Source organism: Nitrospirota bacterium, from assembly GCA_016235245.1.
GTDB lineage: Bacteria > Nitrospirota > Thermodesulfovibrionia > Thermodesulfovibrionales > UBA6898 > UBA6898.
Window position 1 is genome coordinate 79,792 of record JACRLO010000019.1, and the last position, 20,935, is coordinate 100,726.

General features: G+C 51.5%; 23 protein-coding genes. 5 read left to right on the forward strand and 18 right to left on the reverse strand.

The features are described 5' to 3' along the window. Positions 1 to 53: 53 nt before the first annotated feature. Together HZB31_09265 and HZB31_09270 are read left to right on the forward strand one after the other, a co-directional pair. Positions 54 to 896, forward strand: a complete 843-nt coding sequence (locus HZB31_09265; GenBank protein MBI5848119.1) for an ABC transporter substrate-binding protein — start codon at positions 54 to 56, stop codon at positions 894 to 896. Then, a complete protein-coding gene (locus HZB31_09270) occupies positions 883 to 2,883 on the forward strand; it encodes a response regulator (GenBank protein ID MBI5848120.1) in 2,001 nt (666 codons plus the stop codon). The genes HZB31_09265 and HZB31_09270 overlap by 14 nt, the downstream gene beginning before the upstream one ends. Here the strand turns inward: HZB31_09270 and HZB31_09275 are convergent. The 14 genes from HZB31_09275 to argH form a co-directional block, all read right to left on the reverse strand. Then, a complete protein-coding gene (locus HZB31_09275) occupies positions 2,880 to 3,578 on the reverse strand; it encodes a diacylglycerol kinase (GenBank protein MBI5848121.1) in 699 nt (232 codons plus the stop codon). The two genes, HZB31_09270 and HZB31_09275, sit on opposite strands and share 4 nt — an antisense overlap. Beyond that, positions 3,556 to 3,957, reverse strand: coding sequence for an rRNA maturation RNase YbeY (ybeY, locus tag HZB31_09280; protein ID MBI5848122.1), 402 nt, complete (start codon positions 3,955 to 3,957; stop codon positions 3,556 to 3,558). Before ybeY ends, HZB31_09275 begins: the two co-directional genes overlap by 23 nt. Further along, positions 3,950 to 5,434, reverse strand: coding sequence for an HDIG domain-containing protein (locus HZB31_09285; protein ID MBI5848123.1), 1,485 nt, complete (start codon positions 5,432 to 5,434; stop codon positions 3,950 to 3,952). The genes ybeY and HZB31_09285 overlap by 8 nt, the downstream gene beginning before the upstream one ends. Further along, complete coding sequence (locus tag HZB31_09290) at positions 5,403 to 6,359, reverse strand: PhoH family protein (GenBank protein MBI5848124.1); 957 nt, start codon at positions 6,357 to 6,359, stop codon at positions 5,403 to 5,405. The genes HZB31_09285 and HZB31_09290 overlap by 32 nt, the downstream gene beginning before the upstream one ends. A 24-nt stretch (positions 6,360 to 6,383) precedes the next feature. Beyond that, positions 6,384 to 7,034 carry an SPOR domain-containing protein gene (locus tag HZB31_09295; GenBank protein ID MBI5848125.1) on the reverse strand — a complete coding sequence of 217 codons (651 nt, stop codon included), beginning with the start codon at positions 7,032 to 7,034 and terminating at the stop codon, positions 6,384 to 6,386. After that, positions 7,031 to 8,038 (reverse strand): tRNA preQ1(34) S-adenosylmethionine ribosyltransferase-isomerase QueA, encoded by a 1,008-nt coding sequence (gene queA / locus HZB31_09300; GenBank protein ID MBI5848126.1) that lies wholly within the window; start codon positions 8,036 to 8,038, stop codon positions 7,031 to 7,033. The genes HZB31_09295 and queA overlap by 4 nt, the downstream gene beginning before the upstream one ends. Continuing rightward, positions 8,025 to 9,017: a SpoIID/LytB domain-containing protein gene (locus HZB31_09305; protein ID MBI5848127.1), complete on the reverse strand. Its 993-nt coding sequence runs from the start codon at positions 9,015 to 9,017 to the stop codon at positions 8,025 to 8,027. The genes queA and HZB31_09305 overlap by 14 nt, the downstream gene beginning before the upstream one ends. Continuing rightward, on the reverse strand, positions 9,014 to 9,571 hold the full coding sequence (locus HZB31_09310) for an epoxyqueuosine reductase QueH (protein MBI5848128.1): 558 nt from the start codon (positions 9,569 to 9,571) through the stop codon (positions 9,014 to 9,016). Before HZB31_09310 ends, HZB31_09305 begins: the two co-directional genes overlap by 4 nt. A 69-nt stretch (positions 9,572 to 9,640) precedes the next feature. Then, positions 9,641 to 10,678, reverse strand: a complete 1,038-nt coding sequence (ruvB, locus tag HZB31_09315; protein MBI5848129.1) for a Holliday junction branch migration DNA helicase RuvB — start codon at positions 10,676 to 10,678, stop codon at positions 9,641 to 9,643. Then, a complete protein-coding gene (gene ruvA / locus HZB31_09320; GenBank protein ID MBI5848130.1) occupies positions 10,671 to 11,249 on the reverse strand; it encodes a Holliday junction branch migration protein RuvA in 579 nt (192 codons plus the stop codon). The genes ruvB and ruvA overlap by 8 nt, the downstream gene beginning before the upstream one ends. Before the next feature lie 15 nt (positions 11,250 to 11,264). Then, a complete protein-coding gene (gene ruvC, locus HZB31_09325; protein MBI5848131.1) occupies positions 11,265 to 11,792 on the reverse strand; it encodes a crossover junction endodeoxyribonuclease RuvC in 528 nt (175 codons plus the stop codon). Further along, positions 11,764 to 12,354, reverse strand: a complete 591-nt coding sequence (locus HZB31_09330) for a D-sedoheptulose 7-phosphate isomerase (GenBank protein ID MBI5848132.1) — start codon at positions 12,352 to 12,354, stop codon at positions 11,764 to 11,766. The genes ruvC and HZB31_09330 overlap by 29 nt, the downstream gene beginning before the upstream one ends. A gap of 73 nt (positions 12,355 to 12,427) precedes the next feature. Next, positions 12,428 to 13,387, reverse strand: coding sequence for a hypothetical protein (locus HZB31_09335; GenBank protein ID MBI5848133.1), 960 nt, complete (start codon positions 13,385 to 13,387; stop codon positions 12,428 to 12,430). Then, positions 13,384 to 14,757, reverse strand: a complete 1,374-nt coding sequence (gene argH / locus HZB31_09340) for an argininosuccinate lyase (GenBank protein MBI5848134.1) — start codon at positions 14,755 to 14,757, stop codon at positions 13,384 to 13,386. Before argH ends, HZB31_09335 begins: the two co-directional genes overlap by 4 nt. A 51-nt stretch (positions 14,758 to 14,808) precedes the next feature. Between argH and HZB31_09345 the strand changes: the two genes are divergently transcribed. From HZB31_09345 to HZB31_09355, 3 genes are read left to right on the forward strand one after another with little or no spacing between them, the layout of a single operon-like run. Further along, on the forward strand, positions 14,809 to 15,732 hold the full coding sequence (locus HZB31_09345) for a MoxR family ATPase (GenBank protein MBI5848135.1): 924 nt from the start codon (positions 14,809 to 14,811) through the stop codon (positions 15,730 to 15,732). Positions 15,733 to 15,746: 14 nt separating this feature from the next. Beyond that, on the forward strand, positions 15,747 to 16,748 hold the full coding sequence (locus tag HZB31_09350) for a DUF58 domain-containing protein (protein ID MBI5848136.1): 1,002 nt from the start codon (positions 15,747 to 15,749) through the stop codon (positions 16,746 to 16,748). Continuing rightward, positions 16,732 to 18,657, forward strand: coding sequence for a DUF3488 domain-containing protein (locus tag HZB31_09355; protein ID MBI5848137.1), 1,926 nt, complete (start codon positions 16,732 to 16,734; stop codon positions 18,655 to 18,657). Before HZB31_09350 ends, HZB31_09355 begins: the two co-directional genes overlap by 17 nt. Here HZB31_09355 and HZB31_09360 read toward each other — a convergent pair. The 4 genes from HZB31_09360 to HZB31_09375 all read right to left on the reverse strand — a co-directional run bounded on the left by HZB31_09360 (position 18,644) and on the right by HZB31_09375 (position 20,861). Then, positions 18,644 to 19,552, reverse strand: a complete 909-nt coding sequence (locus HZB31_09360) for an FRG domain-containing protein (GenBank protein ID MBI5848138.1) — start codon at positions 19,550 to 19,552, stop codon at positions 18,644 to 18,646. The two genes, HZB31_09355 and HZB31_09360, sit on opposite strands and share 14 nt — an antisense overlap. Before the next feature lie 59 nt (positions 19,553 to 19,611). After that, positions 19,612 to 20,130: a hypothetical protein gene (locus HZB31_09365; GenBank protein ID MBI5848139.1), complete on the reverse strand. Its 519-nt coding sequence runs from the start codon at positions 20,128 to 20,130 to the stop codon at positions 19,612 to 19,614. A 75-nt stretch (positions 20,131 to 20,205) separates the two neighbouring features. After that, positions 20,206 to 20,613, reverse strand: coding sequence for a PIN domain-containing protein (locus tag HZB31_09370; protein MBI5848140.1), 408 nt, complete (start codon positions 20,611 to 20,613; stop codon positions 20,206 to 20,208). Further along, positions 20,610 to 20,861, reverse strand: coding sequence for an AbrB/MazE/SpoVT family DNA-binding domain-containing protein (locus HZB31_09375; GenBank protein MBI5848141.1), 252 nt, complete (start codon positions 20,859 to 20,861; stop codon positions 20,610 to 20,612). The genes HZB31_09370 and HZB31_09375 overlap by 4 nt, the downstream gene beginning before the upstream one ends. Between the last annotated feature and the right edge of the window lie 74 nt (positions 20,862 to 20,935).

The following is a 20,935-nucleotide window of genomic DNA, read 5'->3' on the forward strand; positions in this document are numbered from 1 at the left end:
CATTGACGCGACGGTTTATCAGAATCCTTCCGGCTCTGATAATCATTCTCCTGATGTCTGCGACTTCCCGGGCCAGTGATGTACTTGTCCTGAAGTCTTCCGACATCAAGCCGTATCAGGAAGCACTGGAAGGCTTCAAGCGGACCTGCAGATGCACGATAACGGAGTTTTTGCTTCGCGATGCGCGGGGTGAGCTTGCCAACAAAGCGGCTGAAATTCATGCGCGGGCTATTTTTGCCGTCGGTATGGATGCCCTGAGTGAGGCTCAGGCAATAACCGAAATGCCTGTCGTCTATGCAATGGTGCCGTCCCATCCTGCTTCTGCCAGGCAGAACATATCTGGTGTGAGCATGCGCATCCCGGCAGAAAAGCAGCTCGCCGCCATGGTCAGGATATTGCCTGGTGCGAAGAGGATCGGCGTTGTCTATGACCCGAAGAATTCCGACGGGTTGATGCATGATGCACTGAGGGCTGCAAAGGAGCAGAACCTTGAGTTGATCCTGAGCACGGTTCAGGGGTTGGGTGAAGTTCCGTCCCGGATCGACGGCATGAAGAACCGGATTGATTTCTTCTGGATGCTGCCGGATACGACCGTGATTAACCCCGAGACCCTGAACCATCTCTTTTTCTTTTCATTTCAGAATAAAGTGCCTATCTTTTCCTTCTCGAAAAAATTCGTTGAGCAGGGGGCTGTTGCGGCGCTGAGTATTGACCCTGTGGACGTCGGTGCACAGGCAGGAGAAATTATGCAGAAGCAGCTTTCAAAAGCAGATTCGTGGCCGAGGCTTCGACAGGATGTCCGAAAGCCGCTTCTTATGATCAATAGAAGAATTGCCGCAAAAATGGATGCCAGGCTTGGTGCGAACGTCCCCGAGGGCGAGTATGATGTCAGATAGGCCGGGTATGTTCGGCAGGATGCTCCACTATGCCAGTGGGTATCGTGAGAGTTTTGCGGGAAAACTCTTCATCTCGGTCGCTGCCATTGCGCTGCTAATTTTTTGTCTGATCTTTGCATTCGATTACTGGTCGGAAACCAGGACCATGAGGCAGAACATAAGTAACAAAGGAAGACTGCTTTCTTCTATCCTCGCCAAGAATGCAAGGACCGGCGTTTTTGCCGAAAATCAGGACATGCTGAGGGCTGCGTGCGAGAGCATCACACAGAGCAGTGACGTGCTCGCGATCAGGATCAGCGATATCAATGACCGTCTGCTGTATGAATATAAAAAAGACGGCATTTCTGAAGATGAGTTCAAGGGTCTTCCTGCGGGCAGGGACATGAAAGCCCTACAGGACAGAGGAGAAAAGATCTTCATGATACCGGGGAAGAAGGTCTATTTATTTTCTGCGCCGATCATCATCGAGAGGGCTTATCAGGCTGAAGGCCTCTTCTATTCTGATGCGGGTGATGCTGCCATGCAGAAGGATTTGATCGGATATCTCTATCTTGGGCTGAACAGGGCCTATCATGAGAAAAGGCTGAAAACGGTGCTTATTACCGACGTCACGGTCGCGGCGCTGATTCTCCTGTTGGCGGGAAGTCTGATTTTCTGGCTTGCGCGAAAGATGACGCGGCCGCTTGTCAGTCTTGCCGAAGCAGTCAGGTCCTTTGGCAAAGGCCAGCAGTTCAGTGCAGTCACCGTTAACAGTCGGGATGAGGTCGGTAAACTCGCCGAGGCTTTCAGCGCCATGACCGACTCTCTGCAGCATAAGGAGGCGGAGCGGCAGCGCATGGAGTCACAGTTCAGACAGGCGCAGAAAATGGATGCGGTCGGTACGCTGGCCGGCGGTATAGCGCATGACTTTAATAATATCCCCAGTGCCATCATCGGATTTGCCAATATTATGAAGATAGGCATGGAAAAGGACGACCCCGCAATGGGACAGGTGGACCATATCCTGTCAGCTTCGGCGAGGGGGACGTCACTGGTGCAGAGCCTGCTTGCCTTCAGCAGGCAGCGGATAATCGATCCGAAGCCGGTCAGCGTGTCGGAGATTATTACCTCAATGGAGAAGATCCTGAAGCGGCTTATCAGGGAAGATATCGCTTTCAGGATCGAACTCTCGGAGGAAGACCTTGTGGTGATGGCAGATGCAGGACAGATTGATCAGGCGCTGATGAACCTCTGCACCAATGCGAGGGACGCTATGCCGGATGGCGGGGTGCTTACACTTGCCACCCGACGGGCAAGGCTTGAGGAGAATTTTTTTAGAGATTACGGGACTGCCAGGCCGGGCATGTATGCTGTTATATCCGTGGCAGATACCGGTCTGGGCATGAACAAAGAAACGCTCAAGAAGATCTTTGATCCCTTCTTCACGACAAAGGAGGTTGGCAAGGGCTCAGGCCTCGGACTGTCGACCGTCTATGGGATCGTAAAACAGCATGGTGGCTATCTTGACGTTGTGAGCGAAGAAGGCGAGGGAACGGCTTTCAATATGTATTTCCCTCTGCTTCAGACCAGTGTTGAAAAGGAAAAAGAGAAGAAAGCGGCACTGCTCACGAAGGGCACAGAGACTATTCTGGTCGCCGAGGACGATGAAGATGTGAGAATCTACATTACGGACATCCTGACGATCTTCGGATACAAGGTTATCGCGGTCACGAACGGTGATGAGGCGGTGGATGCCTTTGTCGCCAACCAGGGGATCGATCTGCTTCTCCTTGATGTAGTCATGCCGCGGAAAAACGGCAGGGAAGCCCTTGAGGCAATACGGCAGACTGCTCCCGATATCAAGATCCTTTTTCTGAGCGGATATCCTGCTGAAGCGATCGGCAAAAAGGGGATCATCGATAAGGGGTTGAATTATATCAGCAAGCCGGTTACACCGGAAGCACTTCTGCCTAAGCTGCGGGAAATCCTCGACCATAAACCGTACTAATAAAAAAATCTGAACAGCAGAAAGGTCAGGAGCGTTCCCATGAGTGCTCCCAGCACCACTTCCAGCCAGGTATGCATCTTTATCGCGATCCTGGACTGGGCGATCCAGACCGCCAGGAGAAAGCAGAGGACCGAGATGTAAAGGTTCTCCGTGATATACGTGACCGAGACCCAGACCGAAAAGGCGAGCGCTGAATGGCCGGAGGGCATGCCGCCGCTTAGGGCATGCCCTTTTCCGAATTGTGCTTTTGTAACGATAACGGCAATAAGTACAAGTACGAAGGCGATGAAGGATATTTCTTCCTTTGAATGTTTTGCGACATGAAAGCCTTCACTGAAAATAACTTTTACATAGGGGAAAAGCACTACATAGCCGAGCACTGCTGCGCCGAAGGCAGTGATAAGCACTGCGCCGGCAGCAATATCTTTTGCGATCCCTGCCTTCTCCGAATAGTCTGGAGACAGAATATCCACAACGGCCTCTATGGCGCTGTTCATCATCTCCGCTGCAAGTACGAGGATAACGGCAAGCGCAATGATGACGAGCTCAGACTTTGAGACGCCGACCATATAGCTGAAAAACAGGACACCAGCTGCCGAGAAAAAATGGTATCGGAGATGTTTCTGGGTGCGTACTCCATACAGTATGCCTTCTATGGCGTGGTTAGCGCTTTTAATCCAGGCGGACAAAGGCATCCCGAATCTCCTTTTCCTTCTTCTCCATCTTTGCCTTCAGGTATCTGCTCTTCTCATGGTCGTACCCCAACAGATGCAGCAGCCCGTGAATAAGCAGTCTTCTCAGCTCTTCCTCAAAGGTGGATTCGTATTGCCGCGCCTGGCTGATCGCCCTTGGCACGGAGATGACGATATCTCCGAGCATTGGCGTCGTGATATCGCCCGGGCTGAAACCCTCGTCCATCGGGAAGGAAAGGACATCGGTTTCTTTGGGGATGCCGCGATAGCGCTGGTTGAGGAGCTTCATTCGTCTGCTGCCCACAAAGAGCAGGCTCAACTCAGCCTCTTTACGTCCGAGCAGGAACAGGGCACTGGTAAGGTCGGCCCTGATCTTACGCAAATTTAGGCTTTTCGATCTTTGCCGGTTCTTTATGTGAATTGCCATTGCCGAAATCGAAACCAGGGTAGTCAATCCTCTTATGCATGATGCCGGTCAGGATGTAGATAAAGCGTTTCTTGATCTCTGATATGTCCTTGAGGGTAAGTTCGCACTCGTCAAGCTGTCCCTCGAGAAAAATATGGTTGATGATCTTCTCGACAAGCGCTGATATCCTTGCCGGTGTGGGGTCATTGAGAACCTTTGAAGCAGCCTCCACCGCATCGGCCATCATGACCAGCGCGGCAACCCGGGTCTGGGGTTTCGGCCCGGGATACATATACTCCTCTTCGCCGGGGCTGATGTCGTGCCCCATATCCTTTGCCTTCTGGAAGAAATAGGTGAGCACTGCTGTCCCATGGTGCTGCCGGATGATGTCGATAATCGACTGGGGCAGCTGGTATTGTTTTGCAAGCTCGACCCCTTCTTTTACATGGTTGATGATGATCATGCTGCTCATGTGAGGCGTAAGCCTGTCATGTTTGCTCGGCGCTCCGCTCTGATTTTCGACGAAATACTCAGGCATCTTTGCCTTGCCGATATCGTGGTAGTAGGAGCTTACGCGCGCCAGCAGGGGGTTGACGCCGACGGCCTCGGCAGCCGATTCCACCAGACTGCCGACGATTACGCTGTGGTGATAGGTCCCCGGCGCATTGATCATGAGCATTTTCATGAGCGGCTGGTTCAGGTCAAGAAGCTCCAGGAGACTGATATCGGTCGTGACCTTGAAGAGATACTCAAAAAGCGGAAGGATGAGCGAGACGATTGCAGAAACCGTGGTGCCGGAGAATATCGCAAGGACGATTGCGGCAGGCGCTTTTTCGGTAAAAAGCTCGCCTTTTGAGATAAGGAAGATGATCACCAGACAGATATTTACCAGGATGACATAGAGGCCGCCACGCAGCAATGCTGACCTTTTTTTGCACCGGATTACACTGAATGCGGCAGTGAGGCTGCCCACAAAGGTATAGATCGGGAAAAACGACTCCTCGAGCCAATACCCGGTCAAAAGGCTTACGGTAAAAGAAAAGGTGATCGCGGTGTGAAAATCAAAAAGCAGGGTGACGAGCATTGCTCCTGTCGCGATCGGGATGCCGTACATGGCAATGCCCGTATCGCCCGTGCCCAGCCCCTTCATCATACTGATCAGAAAATAACTGAAGATCCTGCCTGCCATAAGCGTGCCGATGATCATAAGACTCAAAAGCAAAAGCATGTTGTAGTTGTTCAGATAGGCCGGTTTGTATCTCATGATATCGCGGTAGAGCACAAAGAGCAGGACAAACGATATGAGTGTGCCTCCCAGGAATTTGTTCAGGCTGAATTCCTGAAGCAGCAACAGTGAGGTGACCACCGCAATGCCGAAAAGATAGGACAACTTGATAAGGTTTGTCCTGACTGCAGGTGTATTAAGCTTCTGTAATGATATCTCTGTTTTCATAGTGTTCATATGCCTTTATAATAGCCTGCACCAGCTTATGCCTTACCACGTCCCGCTCAGAGAAGGATACAAAGGTAATGCCTCCGATGCCATCGAGAATCTTCATGACCTCCACGAGCCCCGATGCCCGGTTTGAGGGCAGGTCGATCTGCGTGACATCTCCGGTGATTACTGCCTTTGAATTAAAGCCCAGCCGGGTCAGGAACATCTTCATCTGCTCGGTCGTCGTGTTCTGCGCTTCATCAAGAATGACAAAAGCATCATTCAACGTCCTGCCCCGCATGAAGGCAAGTGGCGCTATCTCAATCACTCCGCGTTCCATGAGGTTCATGACTTTTTCAGTATCCATCATATCATACAATGCATCATAGAGCGGCCTCAGGTAGGGGTTTACCTTCTCCTGGATGTCACCGGGCAGGAAGCCGAGTTTTTCACCTGCCTCGATTGCGGGTCGCGCAAGCACGATTCTGCTGACCTCTTTTTTCAAAAGGGCATTCACCGCCATTGCCATGGCAAGATACGTCTTGCCGGTCCCTGCAGGCCCGATGCCAAAGACGATATCGAATCCCTTTATGGAATCAAGATACCGTTTCTGGTTTTCTGTCTTGGGGATGATGAAACGACGCTTCGAAGAGACAGGTATATTATTGAGAAAGAGTTCCTTTAACGACATGCCGTTGCCTTCAGACAGTGATCTGACCGCAAAGCGGATATCCTCCGGCCTGAGCGAGAAACCCTGCCGGCTGAGTTCCCTCAGGTCGTGAATAAGGGTTTCCGCGGTTCTGACCTGTTCGTCCGCACCCTTTAAAAAAATCCTGTTACCCCGATAACTGGCCGAAATGCCGAGGGATTCTTCGATGAGCTTCAGGTTCTTCTCAAGGCTGGTGAAAAGGAACGGCAGTTCGCTTTCGCTGTCAAAGGCTATTTCAACGGTCTCCGTAGCAGCTCCTTATTCCGTCTTCATGGTGACATAGGTCTGCAGGCCTTCGGCCTTCTTGAGCTTCAGTGCAAGCAGTTCAGCCTCTTTCTTCTCACTGAACTCGCCTGTTTTGACCTTGAATATCTTCTGCCCGTTCTTGTTTTTTCCTGCAGAAATAAAGGACTTGTAGCCCTTCTTGTCGAATTTTGTCTTCAGATGCTTTGCCTCGGCACTATTTTTGAACGCCCCTATCTGAACGGTATAGAGGACGCTTTTACTTTCCAATGCAGCCGCTTCAATCTTATGGGGAGCTTTCTCGACCGCCGGTTTTGCAATCTGAGACTCAGCGCTCTTTTGCGGTTGCACAGGTTTCTCTGCTGCCGGAGCGACAGGTAATACCGGCTCCTTGCTCGCAGGAGTAACGGCATGTGCCACGGGAGACACTGGTTCAGCCAGCGGTGCTGCGGCCGGCGAAGGGGCAGCAGGCTGTGGCTCCTGTTTCGGCACCTGACCGGTTGACTCGGCTGCCTGCAGAATCTGGACCGGTTTCGGGGTGTTGCTCTTGCCGACAAAATAACCGAGGGTGAAGCTCAGACCGGAAAATATGATCACGACAACGATGATGAATTCCTTGCCGAGCATGAATCCGGAAGGCCTTTCAGTGAATTCTTCGCCGTTCATAAAACAAGCATAGCATCACCATAGGAAAAAAATCTATATCCTCGTGAGATGGCCTCTGCATAGGCATTGAGAAGGTTTTTACGGCCTGAAAACGCTGCGGTGAGCATAAGCGGTGTGGAGCGCGGAAGATGAAAATTCGTGATCAGGGAATCAGCAGCCCTGAACTGAAAACCTTCATGAATAAAGATGTCCGTCGAGCCCTTGATGGTTCCGTTGGACGATTGGACAACGCTTTTTCCCGACAGATATCCTTCCAGGGTGCGGGTCGTTGTCGTGCCGACGGTAATAACACGGTTGCCGCGCCGCTTTGTCTCCCCGATCTCACGGATCAGTGAGCTGTCGATCTCAAAATGCTCGCTATCCATGGTGTGGTCCCGGATATTGTCGGCCTTGACCGGCCTGAATGTTCCGATCCCGACATGAAGAGTGACCCTGCGGAGAAGAATAGAACGGTCCCGCAGTTCATTGAGCAGGTCATTGGTGAAATGCAGGCCTGCGGTCGGCGCCGCAATAGACCCCTCCCGTTCGGCATAAACAGTCTGATAACGTTCTTTGTCTGTCTCGTCGGCTTTCCTCCTGATATACGGAGGAAGCGGCATCTGCCCATGTTCCTGGATGATCCTCTGCATTTCCGGTGTGGTTTCGAAGGTCACGGTCATGTCCTCTGTCATATGCACCGTGAAGCAGTCAGCAACGGTCAGCGGTCCGGAATACCGCTCTTTGGCGAGTACACGCCACGACGTCTCCGAAAGCTTTTCGACCAGGAGGATGTCAATTTTTCCTCCTGTGGGCTTGTACGCGGTCACGCGTGCGGGGAATACGCGCGAATTATTCATCACGAGCATATCGCCGGCCTGCAGATAAGAAGGCAAGTCAGAGAAATGTCTGTGCTCCATCTTCCCATTTCGTGAAAGCACAAGCAGACGCGAACTGTCCCGTTTTTCGACCGGTCTTTCTGCTATGAATCCGTCGGGAAGGAAAAAATCGAAATCAGCGGTTTTCATACTGCTGTAATACCGTGCCCGGGTAGAAATAGGCGAGGATGTCTTTGTACCCGACTCCGCTCTTTGCCATTTCCAGAGAACTCCATTGACAGAGACCAACGCCATGGCCGAAGCCTTTTCCATCGAATACCATGACATTGTTATCACGGGATACCGTGAAATTCGTGCTCGGCAGTCTGTTCCAGCCGATCGCTTTGCGCAGGTCCGTGGCCTTCATGGATTGTGCTGAGCCGGTCTGGGCAACATCGACCGTCTTTACCCGTTTCGTTGAGGTATACGACGTGATCGTTATGTCCCTGATGCCGGGAATATTCAGCACCTTCTCAACCTCTTCGATCGGAATGCGGCGTTCCCATATCCAGTAAGGGGAGGACTCACAGCTTCCTGAAACAGGTTTGAGGTAGGGATAGCCCTTGCCGAAGACCTCCTCCGGAGCCTCGGTCAGGCCTCCTGAAGTGGAGTGGTAGAAGGCCTCGATGATCCTGCCGTTGTACGTGAGCACTTCCCCTTCGGTGTTCATCACCGCATAGGCGATGCGTGCATTCTCACTAGAGCCCTTATAGACCTGGTGGAGAACCGAGGAGGTGAGATCGAAGTTTGGATTGTTGTTCTGGGCCTTCTGATACAGCGCATAGGTCCTGGAGATGACCGCCTGGGTCTTCAGCGCTTCCATATCCCAGTCTGCACCGACCTCGGCACTCACCACACTCTTGATATACTCCTCAAGAGGGAGTTCATTGATAAGGTAAAGACCGGCCTTGCCTTTCCATACCTCTATATTGCCGGGATAGCGTGTGCCGTTGACCAGAAGGTCTCCTTTGAGTTTCCCCATCCGTTCTATCTTTTCATCCCGCGAGGGGATGTTTTGAAATACATCATCAAGGATGAGGACCTTCATGGCCGTGCCTGCCTCGGCAGCCGACGCAAGCAGCAGGAAGAACATGCATGCTGCTGCCAGTTTTCTGATCATAGTAATCATGGTGTCTGATTATTTCTCCTTTTCCCGCCCTGGGTATACCGCTCCATCTCCGAGTATATGCAGCCGCAATATTTCTGGCGGTAGAGCGCAAGTTCCCGCGACATGTTTTGGGAGGTCTTCCAGCCTGGCCTGAAATCTTCAGCGAAGAATGATACGCCATACCGGGTTGCTGCCTTTTTGCCCTGCTCTAGTATAGCATCAAATTTCTGGTAGGGGCTTACCAGCAGCGAGGTCGTGAAGCCGTCGAAGTACATCTTCTTTGCCGCCTGAGCGGTTCTGTCAAGCCGCTTTTCATAGCAGACAGCACAGCGGTCCGGCCCCTTGCCTGCGACTGACTTCAGAAAATCGTCGAGGCAATAGTCATCATCGTATTCGATGTCAAGATTCCAGAGTCTGCCGAGTTTGCTTACCGAGTCGAGTCTTGCCGTATATTCCGTGTACGGGTGAATATTGGGATTAAACCAGAATCCTTTTATGTCCATACCCTTGAGGAGGAGGTTCTGGAGGGGATGGATGCTGCAGTTGGAACAGCAGATATGCATGAGGATTTTCATGCGCAGCCGTGATGGGTAGTGCGTGATGAGTACTGAGAAAAAAAGATACGAAAAAACGTATGCATGGGGTCAGAACAGGCCGCTGGGAATAGCCTTGCCGAGGTGGGCAAAGGCGCTTCGCGTTGCGAGCCTGCCGCGCGGCGTCCGTTCAATGAGACCCTCCTGAAGCAGGTAGGGCTCATACACATCCTCAATCGTTTCCCGGTCTTCCCGGAGCGAGGCCGAGATGGCCTCCACGCCTGCAGGGCCGCCATTGAACTTCTCGATGATCGTCAGCAGAAGTTTCCTGTCCATCTCGTCAAGTCCCTTTTCATCAACTTCAAGCGAGAGCAGGGAGCTCTTCGTTATGGCGAGATCGATCCTGCCGTCGCCAAGCACCTGGGCAAAATCCCGGATTCTCTTTAAGAGCCTGTTTGCGATACGGGGTGTGCCGCGTGACCGCCGTGCTATTTCAAGTGCCGCATTCTTTTCGATCGAGACCTTGAGGATGTTTGCCGAGCGCGTAATGATCTTTTCGAGTTCGTCATAGGAATAAAACCCAAGCCGGGTGACGATGCCGAAGCGGTCCCTGAGCGGTGAGGTGAGAAGACCTGTTCTCGTTGTTGCGCCGATGAGCGTGAACCTGGGAAGGTTCAGCTTAAGCGTCCGGGCATTGGGCCCCTGGCCTATGATGATGTCCAGCTGATAGTCTTCCATGGCAGGATAGAGCACTTCTTCCACAATGCGCGGCAGCCGGTGGATCTCGTCGATAAAGAGGATATCACGCTCAGAGAGATTGGTCAGGATCGCGGCGATATCGCCTGCACGTTCGAGCATCGGTCCTGACGTTGACTTGATGCTTACCTTCAGTTCATTGGATATGATATGCGCCAGCGTCGTTTTGCCGAGTCCGGGCGGCCCGCAGAACAGGAGGTGGTCAAGGGGTTCTTTCCTCTGGTTGGCAGCAGTAATGAATATCTTGAGATTTTCCTTGAGTTTCTCCTGGCCCACAAACTCATCGAGCGTCCCCGGCCTGAGATTAACATCGAGGATAGTTTCCTCATCACCAGCCGCCGGGCTGACGAGTCTCCCTGCAATCTCAGGATTGTCTATAAGGTGTTCATCCATGTTTTTTCTCTGACATGAGTTTAAGCACTTCCCGTATCACGGTTTCAATGTCCGTATGTCCCTGCTTATAGACCGGCTCCAGGAACTCCTGTGCAATGTTCTTCTTGTACCCCAGATTGATCAGGGCAGACAGGGCGTCGTCAAACACCTTGTCTTTTGAACCAGAAACTGCCGGAAGTTTTTCTCTCAATTCAAGAATGAGCCTCTGCGCGGTCTTCTTGCCCAGCCCCGGAATCCTGCAGAGCATGGCAACATCTTCAGTCTCAAGCGCGGTCAGAAATTCCTCAAGGGAAAGACCGGAAAGCACGTTCAGCGCCATTTTAGGCCCAACGCCGGTGATGCCGAGGAGGGTGGTAAATATTTTCTTCTCGTCTTCGGCATGAAAACCGAAGAGCTGTATGGCGTCTTCGCGCACATGGGTATAAATATGGAGAAAGGCCTCCTGTCCTTCCTGGGGCAGCCGGGAAAGGATGTTTATCGGCACCTGCACCAGATATCCAACGCCATACGCTTCGATAAGCAGATGGTCGGGTTTTTTCGAAATTATTTTGCCTCTGAGGGAACCGATCATAGGATAAAAACCCGCTTACTCATTGCTTTTCTTGACTGCATTGCTGAATTTTATCGTATTTGCGTAGCACAGGGCAAGGGCGATGGCGTCAGCGCTGTCAGGAGCGAGGTCTCCCTGAAGGTTCAGAATGAGCCGAACCATCTTCTGCACCTGCTCTTTTTCAGCCCTTCCATAACCGACAACGGATTTTTTTACCTCAAGGGCGCTGCATTCATGCAGTTCGATCTCTTCTGATGCCGCTGCCAGGAGCGCAATGCCACGGGCGTACCCGAGGCTCATTGCCGCCCTGACGCTCTTTGCATAAAACATCTTTTCCACGACAACATGGTCCGGCCGGTAGTTCCGGATAATGGCGATAAGACCCTCGTAGATATATTTAAGACGTTCATGCAGCGGCTTGGCGGATGAAGGCGCAATCGTCCCGGAGGTAACATAGGCAGCCCCCCTGGGCAGGATATCAATAAGCCCATACCCGCACCTGATGCTTCCGGGATCTATACCGAGTATCTTCACCTTACAGAGATTTTTTTCGCGGCTGGTCAAAAAGGATATCTTCGACCATAAGGCAGATGACATGGCCGAGGGGAATATGCGTTTCCTGAATCCTTGGTGTGTTTTCTGAAGGCACGACAAACGGGTAGGTTGTTTTCGCCGCCGTTTTTTCACCCTTGAGGCCGGTAAGAAAAACGGTCTTCAGCTTTTTTCTTTTTGCTGCGTCAAGCGCCTTGAGGATGTTGGGCGACTGGCCGCTTGTGCTGAGCGCTATGGCAATATCTCCTTCTGCGCCAAGGGACTTGATCTGCCGGGCAAAGATTTCAGAGAAGTCATAGTCATTTGCGATCGACGTGATGACCGCCACGTCAGTGTTCAGTGCAAGGGCCGGGAGGCCAGGCCGTTCTCTTTTGAATCGGTTGACGAACTCAGCCGCGATATGCGATGCGTCGGTTGAACTGCCGCCATTGCCGAAAAGGAGGACCTTGTTGCCGGCATTGAAGGCAGCGGCGATTGCTTTTGAGACCTCGACAATGGCGTCAAGATGCCCTTGAACGAAGCGCTCCTTAACGTCAATACTGTCGTTGAATTCTTTCAGGATCTTTTCTTTCATATCTGCCATGTCTGCGCCCCGGAGGAAAAATTATTAGAGAAATAGACTAATGAATCCCGGTCTGCAAGTCAACTTAGCGCTGCGGGACATACATAATGTCCCTTATCTCCGCCGCAGGGCCTTCCTTTGCAATTCCGATAGCCGTAATCCGGTAATCCCTCTTCGATGCAGGGGGATCAGGGTCGAGGAATGCCGGTGTCTGCGTACTGCCTATGAGGATAAACGCATTGCTGTCAATCTTGCGGTACACGTTGAACCCGGTCACCCAGATTTCATCAAGTTCCGTCCAGGAGAGAAAAACTTTGTCCTGCGCAGGAAATGCCTGAAGATTGCGGGGTATTACCGGCATGAGGTCTGCTGCATCAACCGTTAGTTCCTCTGATGCAGGGCCCTCATCTCTGATACTGCTGCCGGTCAGGCTTCGCACGGTGTAATAGAAAACCGTATGTGCGGAAAAGGTGTCTTTAAACCGGGGCTCGGAAAGAGGTGACTGATTGAGCGGCATCATTCCGTATTTCCCTTTTTCTGTGCTCCTGTATACATTAAACAGAGCTCCCGTGTTTGCCCGGTCCCATGCAAGGATGATCGAGTTTCCCTCCACCGCATATGACAGTTTTGCCGGCGGCAGAGGACCCTGGGCAGGGGAGGCAGATGCAGCAGCGGAATCAGCGCTGTATGCCCCCCGAAGACTTTGAGCTATCACTTTGTATTCATAGGTGTTGCCGGCTGCGAACTCTTTATCGATATAGCTGCGTTTTTCTTTGTCGACAGGGGAGAGTTTTTTGAATTCTGAACCGGTTGACCTGAGGACAATAAATTGGGTTATCAGGTGTTCCTTTGCCGGTGGAAATGCCCATGAGATGAACATGGCGTCTTCCCGATGGACTATGCCCAGACCTGAAGGCGTCTCGGGCCTTTCATAGGACTTGAGTGTCGGGTCGCCTTTTTTGCCGCAGCCGAAGACGACTGCGGTCAGCACGACTGCGGTCAGGACCAGAAGAAGATCCTTTCTCGTATGACCGCCTGCGATCATTTCAGTATCTTTTTGTACTGTCTGATCTGCCTCTTGACCTCTGATGGCGAAGTGCCCCCAAACGAAGTCCTGGCCCGGACCGATTCGGCAGGGTCGAGCACCGAGACGATATCGCCGGATATCTTTGGGGAAAAGGCAGAGAGTTCCTGAAGCGACAGTTCTGTCAGCTGGATATTCTTTGAGATGCAGTGAAGCACAATCCTGCCGGTGATCTCATGCGCCTCCCTGAAGGGGACGCCTTTTCTTGCCAGATATTCTGCGATGTCCGTAGCTGTTGAATATCCTTCGCCTGCAGTCAGGCGGAGCCGTTTTGTATTAAATTTCAGATCCTGCATCATCTCGTTGAGGACTTCAAGGCACGCGTCGAGGGTCTCGGCAGAGTCAAATATCGGCAGCTTGTCTTCCTGCATGTCCCGGTTATAGGCAAGGGGCAGACCCTTCATCAGGGTAAGAAGCGCCACCAGATTGCCATAAACCCTTCCTGTTTTTCCGCGCAGCAGTTCAGCGACGTCAGGGTTCTTCTTCTGCGGCATGATGCTCGAGCCTGTCGTGAACCTGTCTGAGAGCTCGATAAACCGGAACTCTTCGGTTGACCAGAGGATCAGCTCTTCTGCAAGCCGTGAAAGGTGCATCATCGCGATTGCGGCACAGGAAAGGAATTCGAGCGCAAAGTCCCTGTCTGATACGCTGTCAATACTGTTGCCGGAAGCCTCCCGGAAGCCCAGGAGTTTTGCCGTATAGGCCCTGTCCGTCGGCAGTGACGTGCCTGAAAGTGCACAGGCGCCGAGGGGACAGATATCGGTCCGTTTCAGACAGTCGGCAAAGCGCTCCTTGTCTCGTTGAAACATCTCTACATAGGCAAGCAGATGATGACCGAGGAGGACCGGCTGCGCCCTTTGCAGATGCGTATATCCCGGCATGACCGCATCCTGATTCCGTTCAGCCAGCCTGACAAAGGTTTTCTGGAGCGCCTCCAGCCGAGTGACGATCTTGCCCATCTCGTCTTTAAGGTAAAGCCTCAGATCGACCGCGACCTGGTCGTTCCTCGATCGGGCGGTATGGAGTTTCTTGCCGGCAGGACCGATTTTTTCGGTGAGCGCTGACTCGATATTCATATGGATGTCCTCAAGCTCTGAGGAGAACGGGAATGAGCCTGTTTCTATGGTATGGGCAATCTGCTGAAGGCCGGCGACAATGGCATCCGCCTCTTTCTTTGTGATAATGCGCTGCCGGGCGAGCATCCTGGCATGAGCAGTGCTTCCTTTGATGTCGTGTCTCCAGAGCTTCCTGTCAAAGGAGATGGATTCGGTAAAGGACTCTACCGTCCCTGATGTTTTTTCGGTGAATCTGCCGGACCAAAGTTTTTTCATATGGGGTAAATTCCTGTGCAAAGCAATGCGAATTAGAATAGAATAATTATTATGCAAAATCCCCTGATAAAGCAACTTCAATCTGCAGTGGAATCGGTTATTCGCGGGAAGTCCGATGCCATCGCAATGGCCATCGTCACACTGCTGGGCCGCGGTAACCTCCTCATAGAGGACGTCCCTGGTGTCGGCAAGACAACACTGGCCTATGCCCTTGCAAAGGCAACGGACTGTGCGTTTCAGAGAATCCAGTTTACCAGTGATATGATGCCCTCTGACATTATAGGCGTGAGCATCTATAACCCTGAGAGCAGGGAGTTTGAGTTCAAAGCCGGTCCTCTGTTTGCAAACATTGTGCTGGCCGATGAGATAAACAGGACTAGCCCGAGGACCCAGTCGGCCCTTCTTGAGGCAATGAACGAGCGGAAGATTACGGTGGACCGCCAGACGCTCATGCTGCCCGATCCTTTCATGGTGATTGCAACGCAGAACCCTGTTGAGTATTACGGGACTTTTCCGCTGCCTGAGAGTCAGCTCGACCGGTTCATGATGCAGATCAGGCTTGGGTATCCGGAACTTGAACATGAGAAGCGCGCAGTTACTGACCAGTCCGGCTTTGCATTGATCGAAAGGCTGAGACCGGTTGTAACAAAGGCAGATATCCTAAAGATGCAGGAAGCAGTGGATGCGGTCATGGTTGAAGAGGCCGTAATGGATTATCTGATGCAGATCATTACCGGTACAAGAAATGATGACAGGATACGGCTCGGTTGCAGCACACGCGGAGCACAGTTCCTTCTTAAAGCGGCAAAGGCGCATGCATACTATGCCGGCAGGGACTTTATCGTGCCTGACGATGTCAAACGTCTTGCGCCGTGCGTTATCGGCCACAGGCTTATCCTGAAGAGCCGGAAAGGGATCTCTGACGCCGAGGATGTCGTCCGGGATATGGTCGAGCGTATTGCCGTGCCGGTCTGAAATGGGATGCCGGCATGAAACTCACACGCGAGGGTAAACGCTTCCTCCTGGCCGCGGCTCTGATCGCAGTTGCTGCCGTTAATACCGGGAATAATCTTATCTATCTCATCCTGTCGCTTATGCTTTCATTCCTGCTGCTGTCCTATCTGATCCTCAGGCTTAACCTTGCGGGACTTCTTCTGGAAGTATCACTGGCAGGGCCGGTCTTTGCGGAGGAAGAGGTCTGTGTTGATCTGCTCGTGCATAATGGGAAGAAGATCCCTGCATACTCGGTACTATTTTCGGCTCCGGAGGCTGCGGAGCCGGTATATTGCGGACAGATCTCCGGGTATAAAGATTTCAGGGCAGAGGTCATGATGATGTTCAGGAAGAGGGGTCTGTATGGGTACAGGGACTTCGTTGTTCAGAGCGGTTTTCCTTTTATCCTCTTTCGAAAGAGTATGTCAGTTCATGTATCCGGCCAGATCCTTGTATATCCGAAGCTGCTCGATATCAAAAATATAGCCGAGGTTATTGATGCCTCTCAGGAAGAGGGCAGGGTCGCTGTCAGGGGCAGCGGGGACGAGGTCTATGCCCTTCGTGCCTTTCAAAATGGTGATGACTGGCGGAGGATCCATTGGAAGGCGTCGGCGCGGCAGGATGGTTTTCTCATCCGGGAATATGCTGCATATACGTCTCAAAAAATAACGATCCTGCTTGATAATCTCCTGCCGCAGGATGCAGAACAGTTTGAAACTGCTGTTTCGGTCTCCGCTTCACTGGCGCAGCATTTTAATGAGCGCGGGTATCCGGTGCGGCTCATTGCCGGGGGAGTGATGCTGCCGTTTGGAAGCGGCAAGGAACACGTTCTCCTGATCCTTGATACGCTTGCGCTTATCGCTGAACGGCAGGAAGATTTCCCTCTCTCAGGCTTTGAAGCAGATGGGTTCACGATCGCTGTCCTTAAGTCAGCGCAATCGGGACTGAAGTCAGCGGCTGCCTTTTCAGATCTGGTGATCCATGCCGATACTCTATAAGAGTATAACGGCGGTTCTGGCCCTGACAGGCTGCGTAAGCCTGCTTATTACGGGTGAAATGAACCTTCCGGTCTGCGTTGGCGGGCTTACGCTTTTTGTGGGTTATTACCGGTTTTTCAGAGACAGGGCACAGGCGTCGAAACGTGTTGCCGCTATTCTGGCACAGGCTGCTCTCTTTGTCTTCCTTGCCGATGCGCTGATCATCACGGGTGATGTGTTCCTCGCCGTGGCCCATATGACTATAACCTTCCAGGGAATAAAGAGCTTTGACCTGAAGGAGCCCTGGGACCATCTGCAGGTCTATTTCATGTCGCTGCTTCAATTGATCATTGCATCTGAGCTGACCCGCGCGCTCACGTTCGGCGTCATCTTTGTGGTCTTTATGGTACTGCTGGTCACCGCCATGGTCCTTTCCCATTTTTTGAAGGAGGGTACGCTTGGCAGGGTGCGCATCCGGCGTCCGGTCTCTGTTATCGTCATGCTCACGATGATCTGCACGACAATATTCTTTATGGTCATTCCACGGGCGCCCCAGCGCTTTATCGGGAAAAGTCATGCGCATGGCATAAAGACCGTCGGGTTTTCGGACAAGGTTGATTTCGGTGCCTTTGGCGATTTCAAACTCGATCAGACCGTGGTGATGAGGATAGAGATGGACCGCGAGGTCAGACCCCCGTATTACTTCAGGGGCATTGCCATGGATACGTTTGACGGCACATCCTGGAGAAACACCACCAAACAGATAAGCCGGATACTGAAGACCGACAACGAATTTATCATCGCTCCCTATGATCGGGCGCGCGTCGTTGAGCAGCGGATCTATCTCGAACCGATCGACTCGGATGTTATCTTCGGCCTTGCACGAGTGACTGCAGTGACGGCGGATACGTTTTCCCTTCTCGTTGACGATGCTCAGGGCATAACCATTCCGGGCAAGCTGTCACGACGCATAAAATATGCGGTGCGAAGCGACATGGCGGCTGTCTCTCAGGGACGGCGCGAAGAACGCTATCTGCAGATGCCGCGCAGGATGGAAAAGATCATCAGCCTGGCAAGGAGTATTTCAGGCGCTGGCTCATCAGATGCAGAGAAGGCCTCCGCACTGGAAACCTATCTCAAAAGAAACTATCTCTATTCACTTTCTACAACGCTTCCGCCTGCCGGCATGAGCGTACTTGAGGATTTTCTTTTCAACAGCAAAAAAGGGTTTTGCGAACATTACGCGTCCTCCATGGTTGTCATGCTCAGAGGCCTTGGCATCCCGAGCCGGATTGTGAACGGTTTTTACGGAGGTGAGCGCAACGAATATGGCAACTATCTCATTGTCAGGCAGAGTGACGCACATGCCTGGGTCGAGGCGCTTATTGACGGACAGTGGAGGCGTTTTGACCCGACCCCTGCAGTTGCCCAGCAGAAGCCTCCTGCCTTGTCTCATGTTCTTGATTCCCTGCGGCTCCAGTGGACGCGGTATGTTGTGGGATTTAGTTCGGATGACCAGAAGGAGATCGTCAGGACGCTTGCCTCTTCCTTTACGCTGAAAGGTCTGCCCCGCCTTCGTTTCTCAATGATCAAAACGGTAATCCTCTGGGCCTTCGCTCTTACACTTGTCAGTCTTTTGCTCTATGCCGTATCGAGAATACTCAGGTTTAAAAGATATGGCTTTGTCACGAGGACCTATCTTGAATTTAGGGAACTTCTGCGGAGGAAGGGTATGAGGGTGACCGATGCGATGACAGCAGGAGACCTGCTTAAGCTCTCTCGCAATAACGGTCTTGGTGACGAGGCAGAAGAATTTCTGATGCTCTACGAGTCCCACCGCTTCGGCAGTTGTGAGATGAGCGACGCTGTGAGACTGAGATACCGAGATCTTTTGAAAAAGCTGAGATCGGGTAAGTTCACTTGCTATTGAAGGGTGCCAAAAGGTCCTCAGGGGATGCAAGTTTTGCATAAAGGGATTTCGCGAAGCCTTCGAGACCAGGAAATAGACTTGCCTGAGTTATATTCATCCGATGAAGATCCATCAGGATGCCCTTCTTGATCTTGCCTGGACAAGGAAAAATATACCTGTAGAGGCAAAAGTCATTTGCCCTAGCTTTGTTAGGAAGAACAGCGATCAAGTTCTCTTCAAATGGTTTTGTGATATCACCTGGACACAAAAAATCGCCTTGCTGAATAACCAGTCGTTCGTTGAGTCGAAATGGATTGACCGGGTAAACAAAAGGCCAAGTATTACGACAAAAAGCACCCTTCCATGTTTGTTGTTTCTCAATGTTATGATCTGTATCCAAGAGGCTTTTTACGTTGTCATGAATACGCTTGCTCTTCTGAATGCTATTTCTAATTGCATACTTTTCTATCGCCCAGACTTCGCATGGTATGTTATCGACAGCTTTTTCTATCGCGAAAAAAACGGCAACATAAAAAGAATAAGTCCAATCAAGTAGTCGTGTCGGTGCGCCATAGTGCTGCATAATAGCCAACCATTCCAAACTGTCGTTCTTTTTTGGGACATGGGAAGCAAAGTGATAATATTGACGCTGAAATCGGCGAAGCAGTCCGGATTCAATTTCAGGTGACTTATCTAACGGGATGTCAAAATCATTTAACGCTCGCTCTAATGTCGATTTGAGTTTCCAGCCTTTATTGCGTTGGCCTCTGAATATCCACTCTTGTCTACTCTCATCAGTCATGTTTCGATGGATGTCGCGGGCTGCCTCCTTTATCTTTTTCCAACTGGGCAAATCACTAACAACCACCTCTTTGTAATGGAGATTTTTCTTAAGTTTGTTCATATTTTCTTTCATGATCTCAGAATATTCGACAACCGTGCAAATGGTCACTTGTATTCTATAGTTTATAGGAATTAGTTGTTTTCTTCCCTTGCTCTCATCCCCATTACCAGAAACCAGACGATCGAGCCTAACATGAGAAACCAGCCAAGTGCCTTGACTATGGCGGCGATGTAGTGGTCGTATTTCAATATATTCATTTGTTCAAGGATAATATTCCAGTCATGCTCGCCGCCGCCGACAAGGGGGAGCGCGAGCGCACGGGCGTCATTTATATAAACGCCGATATTGAGCAGGTTCTCGCCGAACCAGAAGGCGCAGAAGAAGACGCCTGCAGTTTCTCTTTTGATAAAAAAATAGACGAGGATGCTGAAGGGGATGATGAGTTGCATGAGTGTGCCGCCCCAGATGCCGATCATCTTACCGAAGATCGAAAAGAAGAGATGGCCGAACTCATGAAAAGGCAGGTTTACATGGTCGAGACAAAGAAATTTACCTGATTGCATGAGCGCATAGATGCAGAAGCCGAGGGCAGCAAGCGCGCCGCCCAATAATGCCGGTCCAGGTACAGGTTTCCAGTCAGGGTTGTTCATTATCAGTTGCCCATTTGCTGATCATTATCAAATTTTCATTCTGAAATATCATTTCGCTGCATAGGTTGCTGCCGGCTAAAAGGAATCCAGAAACTGCGCAGGTGTTAGTATTATAATTCCGAAGGTTTTGGCAGGCCTGCGCATAAAGCTGCCGAAATGGGCAATGTCTCCGGTGATGAGGTGCGTTGCCTTGCAGGCAAGCGCTGCCTGAAAGATCGGCCTGTCTTTCTCTATCAGATCTGGTGGGAAGAGCGCATCAGGCCGTTCAGGAACGATGGCAGCGGTTTGCAATATTTTGCTGAACTGCTTAAGTGTATTTGGGAATTTTGCAGAAAGATTACGACGAGCCTCTTCTGCGGCGAATGCGCTTGTGCAGAGATGCAGAATTCCTGCCTCTCCGAATGAAATGATCAGTGCTGCCTTGCCATCCGGATTATGAGCAGCGGTGAACAGAACGTTTGCGTCGAGGAATAGCCTCTTCACCGGTTAAGTTTTGCCTTCTTAAGCAGAGATGTCTTTTCGCTTGGTGACAGCCGGTCGGCCTTGTCCCAGTCTTCGATCTGGTTGTCGGTATACATCTCTATCTCGAAGACCGCGGCAGGTCTCAGAACGAGTTCGTTTCCTCTGTCTTCGATGGTGACGGTGCCGCCCTGCATTATGCCTGCCTTTTTACGGATGGCTGCGGGCAGTGTTATTTGACCCCTGCTGCTTACGGTAAGTGTCTCTTTCATGATGACCTCCTGCTAATTAGCAGTTTATCAGAAATACGGAAAATCAGCAATACAGCGCAGGCGAAAGTCGGAGA

What these genes read in the sequence shown, in the direction of transcription:
- HZB31_09265 (MBI5848119.1), top strand. Translation starts at nt 54, where the DNA reads ATGTCTGCGACTTCCCGGGCCAGTGATGTACTTGTCCTGAAGTCTTCC.
- HZB31_09270 (MBI5848120.1), top strand. Translation starts at nt 883, where the DNA reads ATGATGTCAGATAGGCCGGGTATGTTCGGCAGGATGCTCCACTATGCC.
- HZB31_09275 (MBI5848121.1), bottom strand. Translation starts at nt 3,578, where the DNA reads ATGCCTTTGTCCGCCTGGATTAAAAGCGCTAACCACGCCATAGAAGGC.
- HZB31_09285 (MBI5848123.1), bottom strand. Translation starts at nt 5,434, where the DNA reads ATGAAAACAGAGATATCATTACAGAAGCTTAATACACCTGCAGTCAGG.
- HZB31_09295 (MBI5848125.1), bottom strand. Translation starts at nt 7,034, where the DNA reads ATGAACGGCGAAGAATTCACTGAAAGGCCTTCCGGATTCATGCTCGGC.
- queA (MBI5848126.1), bottom strand. Translation starts at nt 8,038, where the DNA reads ATGAAAACCGCTGATTTCGATTTTTTCCTTCCCGACGGATTCATAGCA.
- HZB31_09305 (MBI5848127.1), bottom strand. Translation starts at nt 9,017, where the DNA reads ATGATTACTATGATCAGAAAACTGGCAGCAGCATGCATGTTCTTCCTG.
- HZB31_09310 (MBI5848128.1), bottom strand. Translation starts at nt 9,571, where the DNA reads ATGAAAATCCTCATGCATATCTGCTGTTCCAACTGCAGCATCCATCCC.
- ruvB (MBI5848129.1), bottom strand. Translation starts at nt 10,678, where the DNA reads ATGGATGAACACCTTATAGACAATCCTGAGATTGCAGGGAGACTCGTC.
- ruvA (MBI5848130.1), bottom strand. Translation starts at nt 11,249, where the DNA reads ATGATCGGTTCCCTCAGAGGCAAAATAATTTCGAAAAAACCCGACCAT.
- HZB31_09330 (MBI5848132.1), bottom strand. Translation starts at nt 12,354, where the DNA reads ATGAAAGAAAAGATCCTGAAAGAATTCAACGACAGTATTGACGTTAAG.
- HZB31_09335 (MBI5848133.1), bottom strand. Translation starts at nt 13,387, where the DNA reads ATGATCGCAGGCGGTCATACGAGAAAGGATCTTCTTCTGGTCCTGACC.
- argH (MBI5848134.1), bottom strand. Translation starts at nt 14,757, where the DNA reads ATGAAAAAACTTTGGTCCGGCAGATTCACCGAAAAAACATCAGGGACG.
- HZB31_09345 (MBI5848135.1), top strand. Translation starts at nt 14,809, where the DNA reads ATGCAAAATCCCCTGATAAAGCAACTTCAATCTGCAGTGGAATCGGTT.
- HZB31_09350 (MBI5848136.1), top strand. Translation starts at nt 15,747, where the DNA reads ATGAAACTCACACGCGAGGGTAAACGCTTCCTCCTGGCCGCGGCTCTG.
- HZB31_09355 (MBI5848137.1), top strand. Translation starts at nt 16,732, where the DNA reads ATGCCGATACTCTATAAGAGTATAACGGCGGTTCTGGCCCTGACAGGC.
- HZB31_09360 (MBI5848138.1), bottom strand. Translation starts at nt 19,552, where the DNA reads ATGAAAGAAAATATGAACAAACTTAAGAAAAATCTCCATTACAAAGAG.
- HZB31_09365 (MBI5848139.1), bottom strand. Translation starts at nt 20,130, where the DNA reads ATGAACAACCCTGACTGGAAACCTGTACCTGGACCGGCATTATTGGGC.
- HZB31_09375 (MBI5848141.1), bottom strand. Translation starts at nt 20,861, where the DNA reads ATGAAAGAGACACTTACCGTAAGCAGCAGGGGTCAAATAACACTGCCC.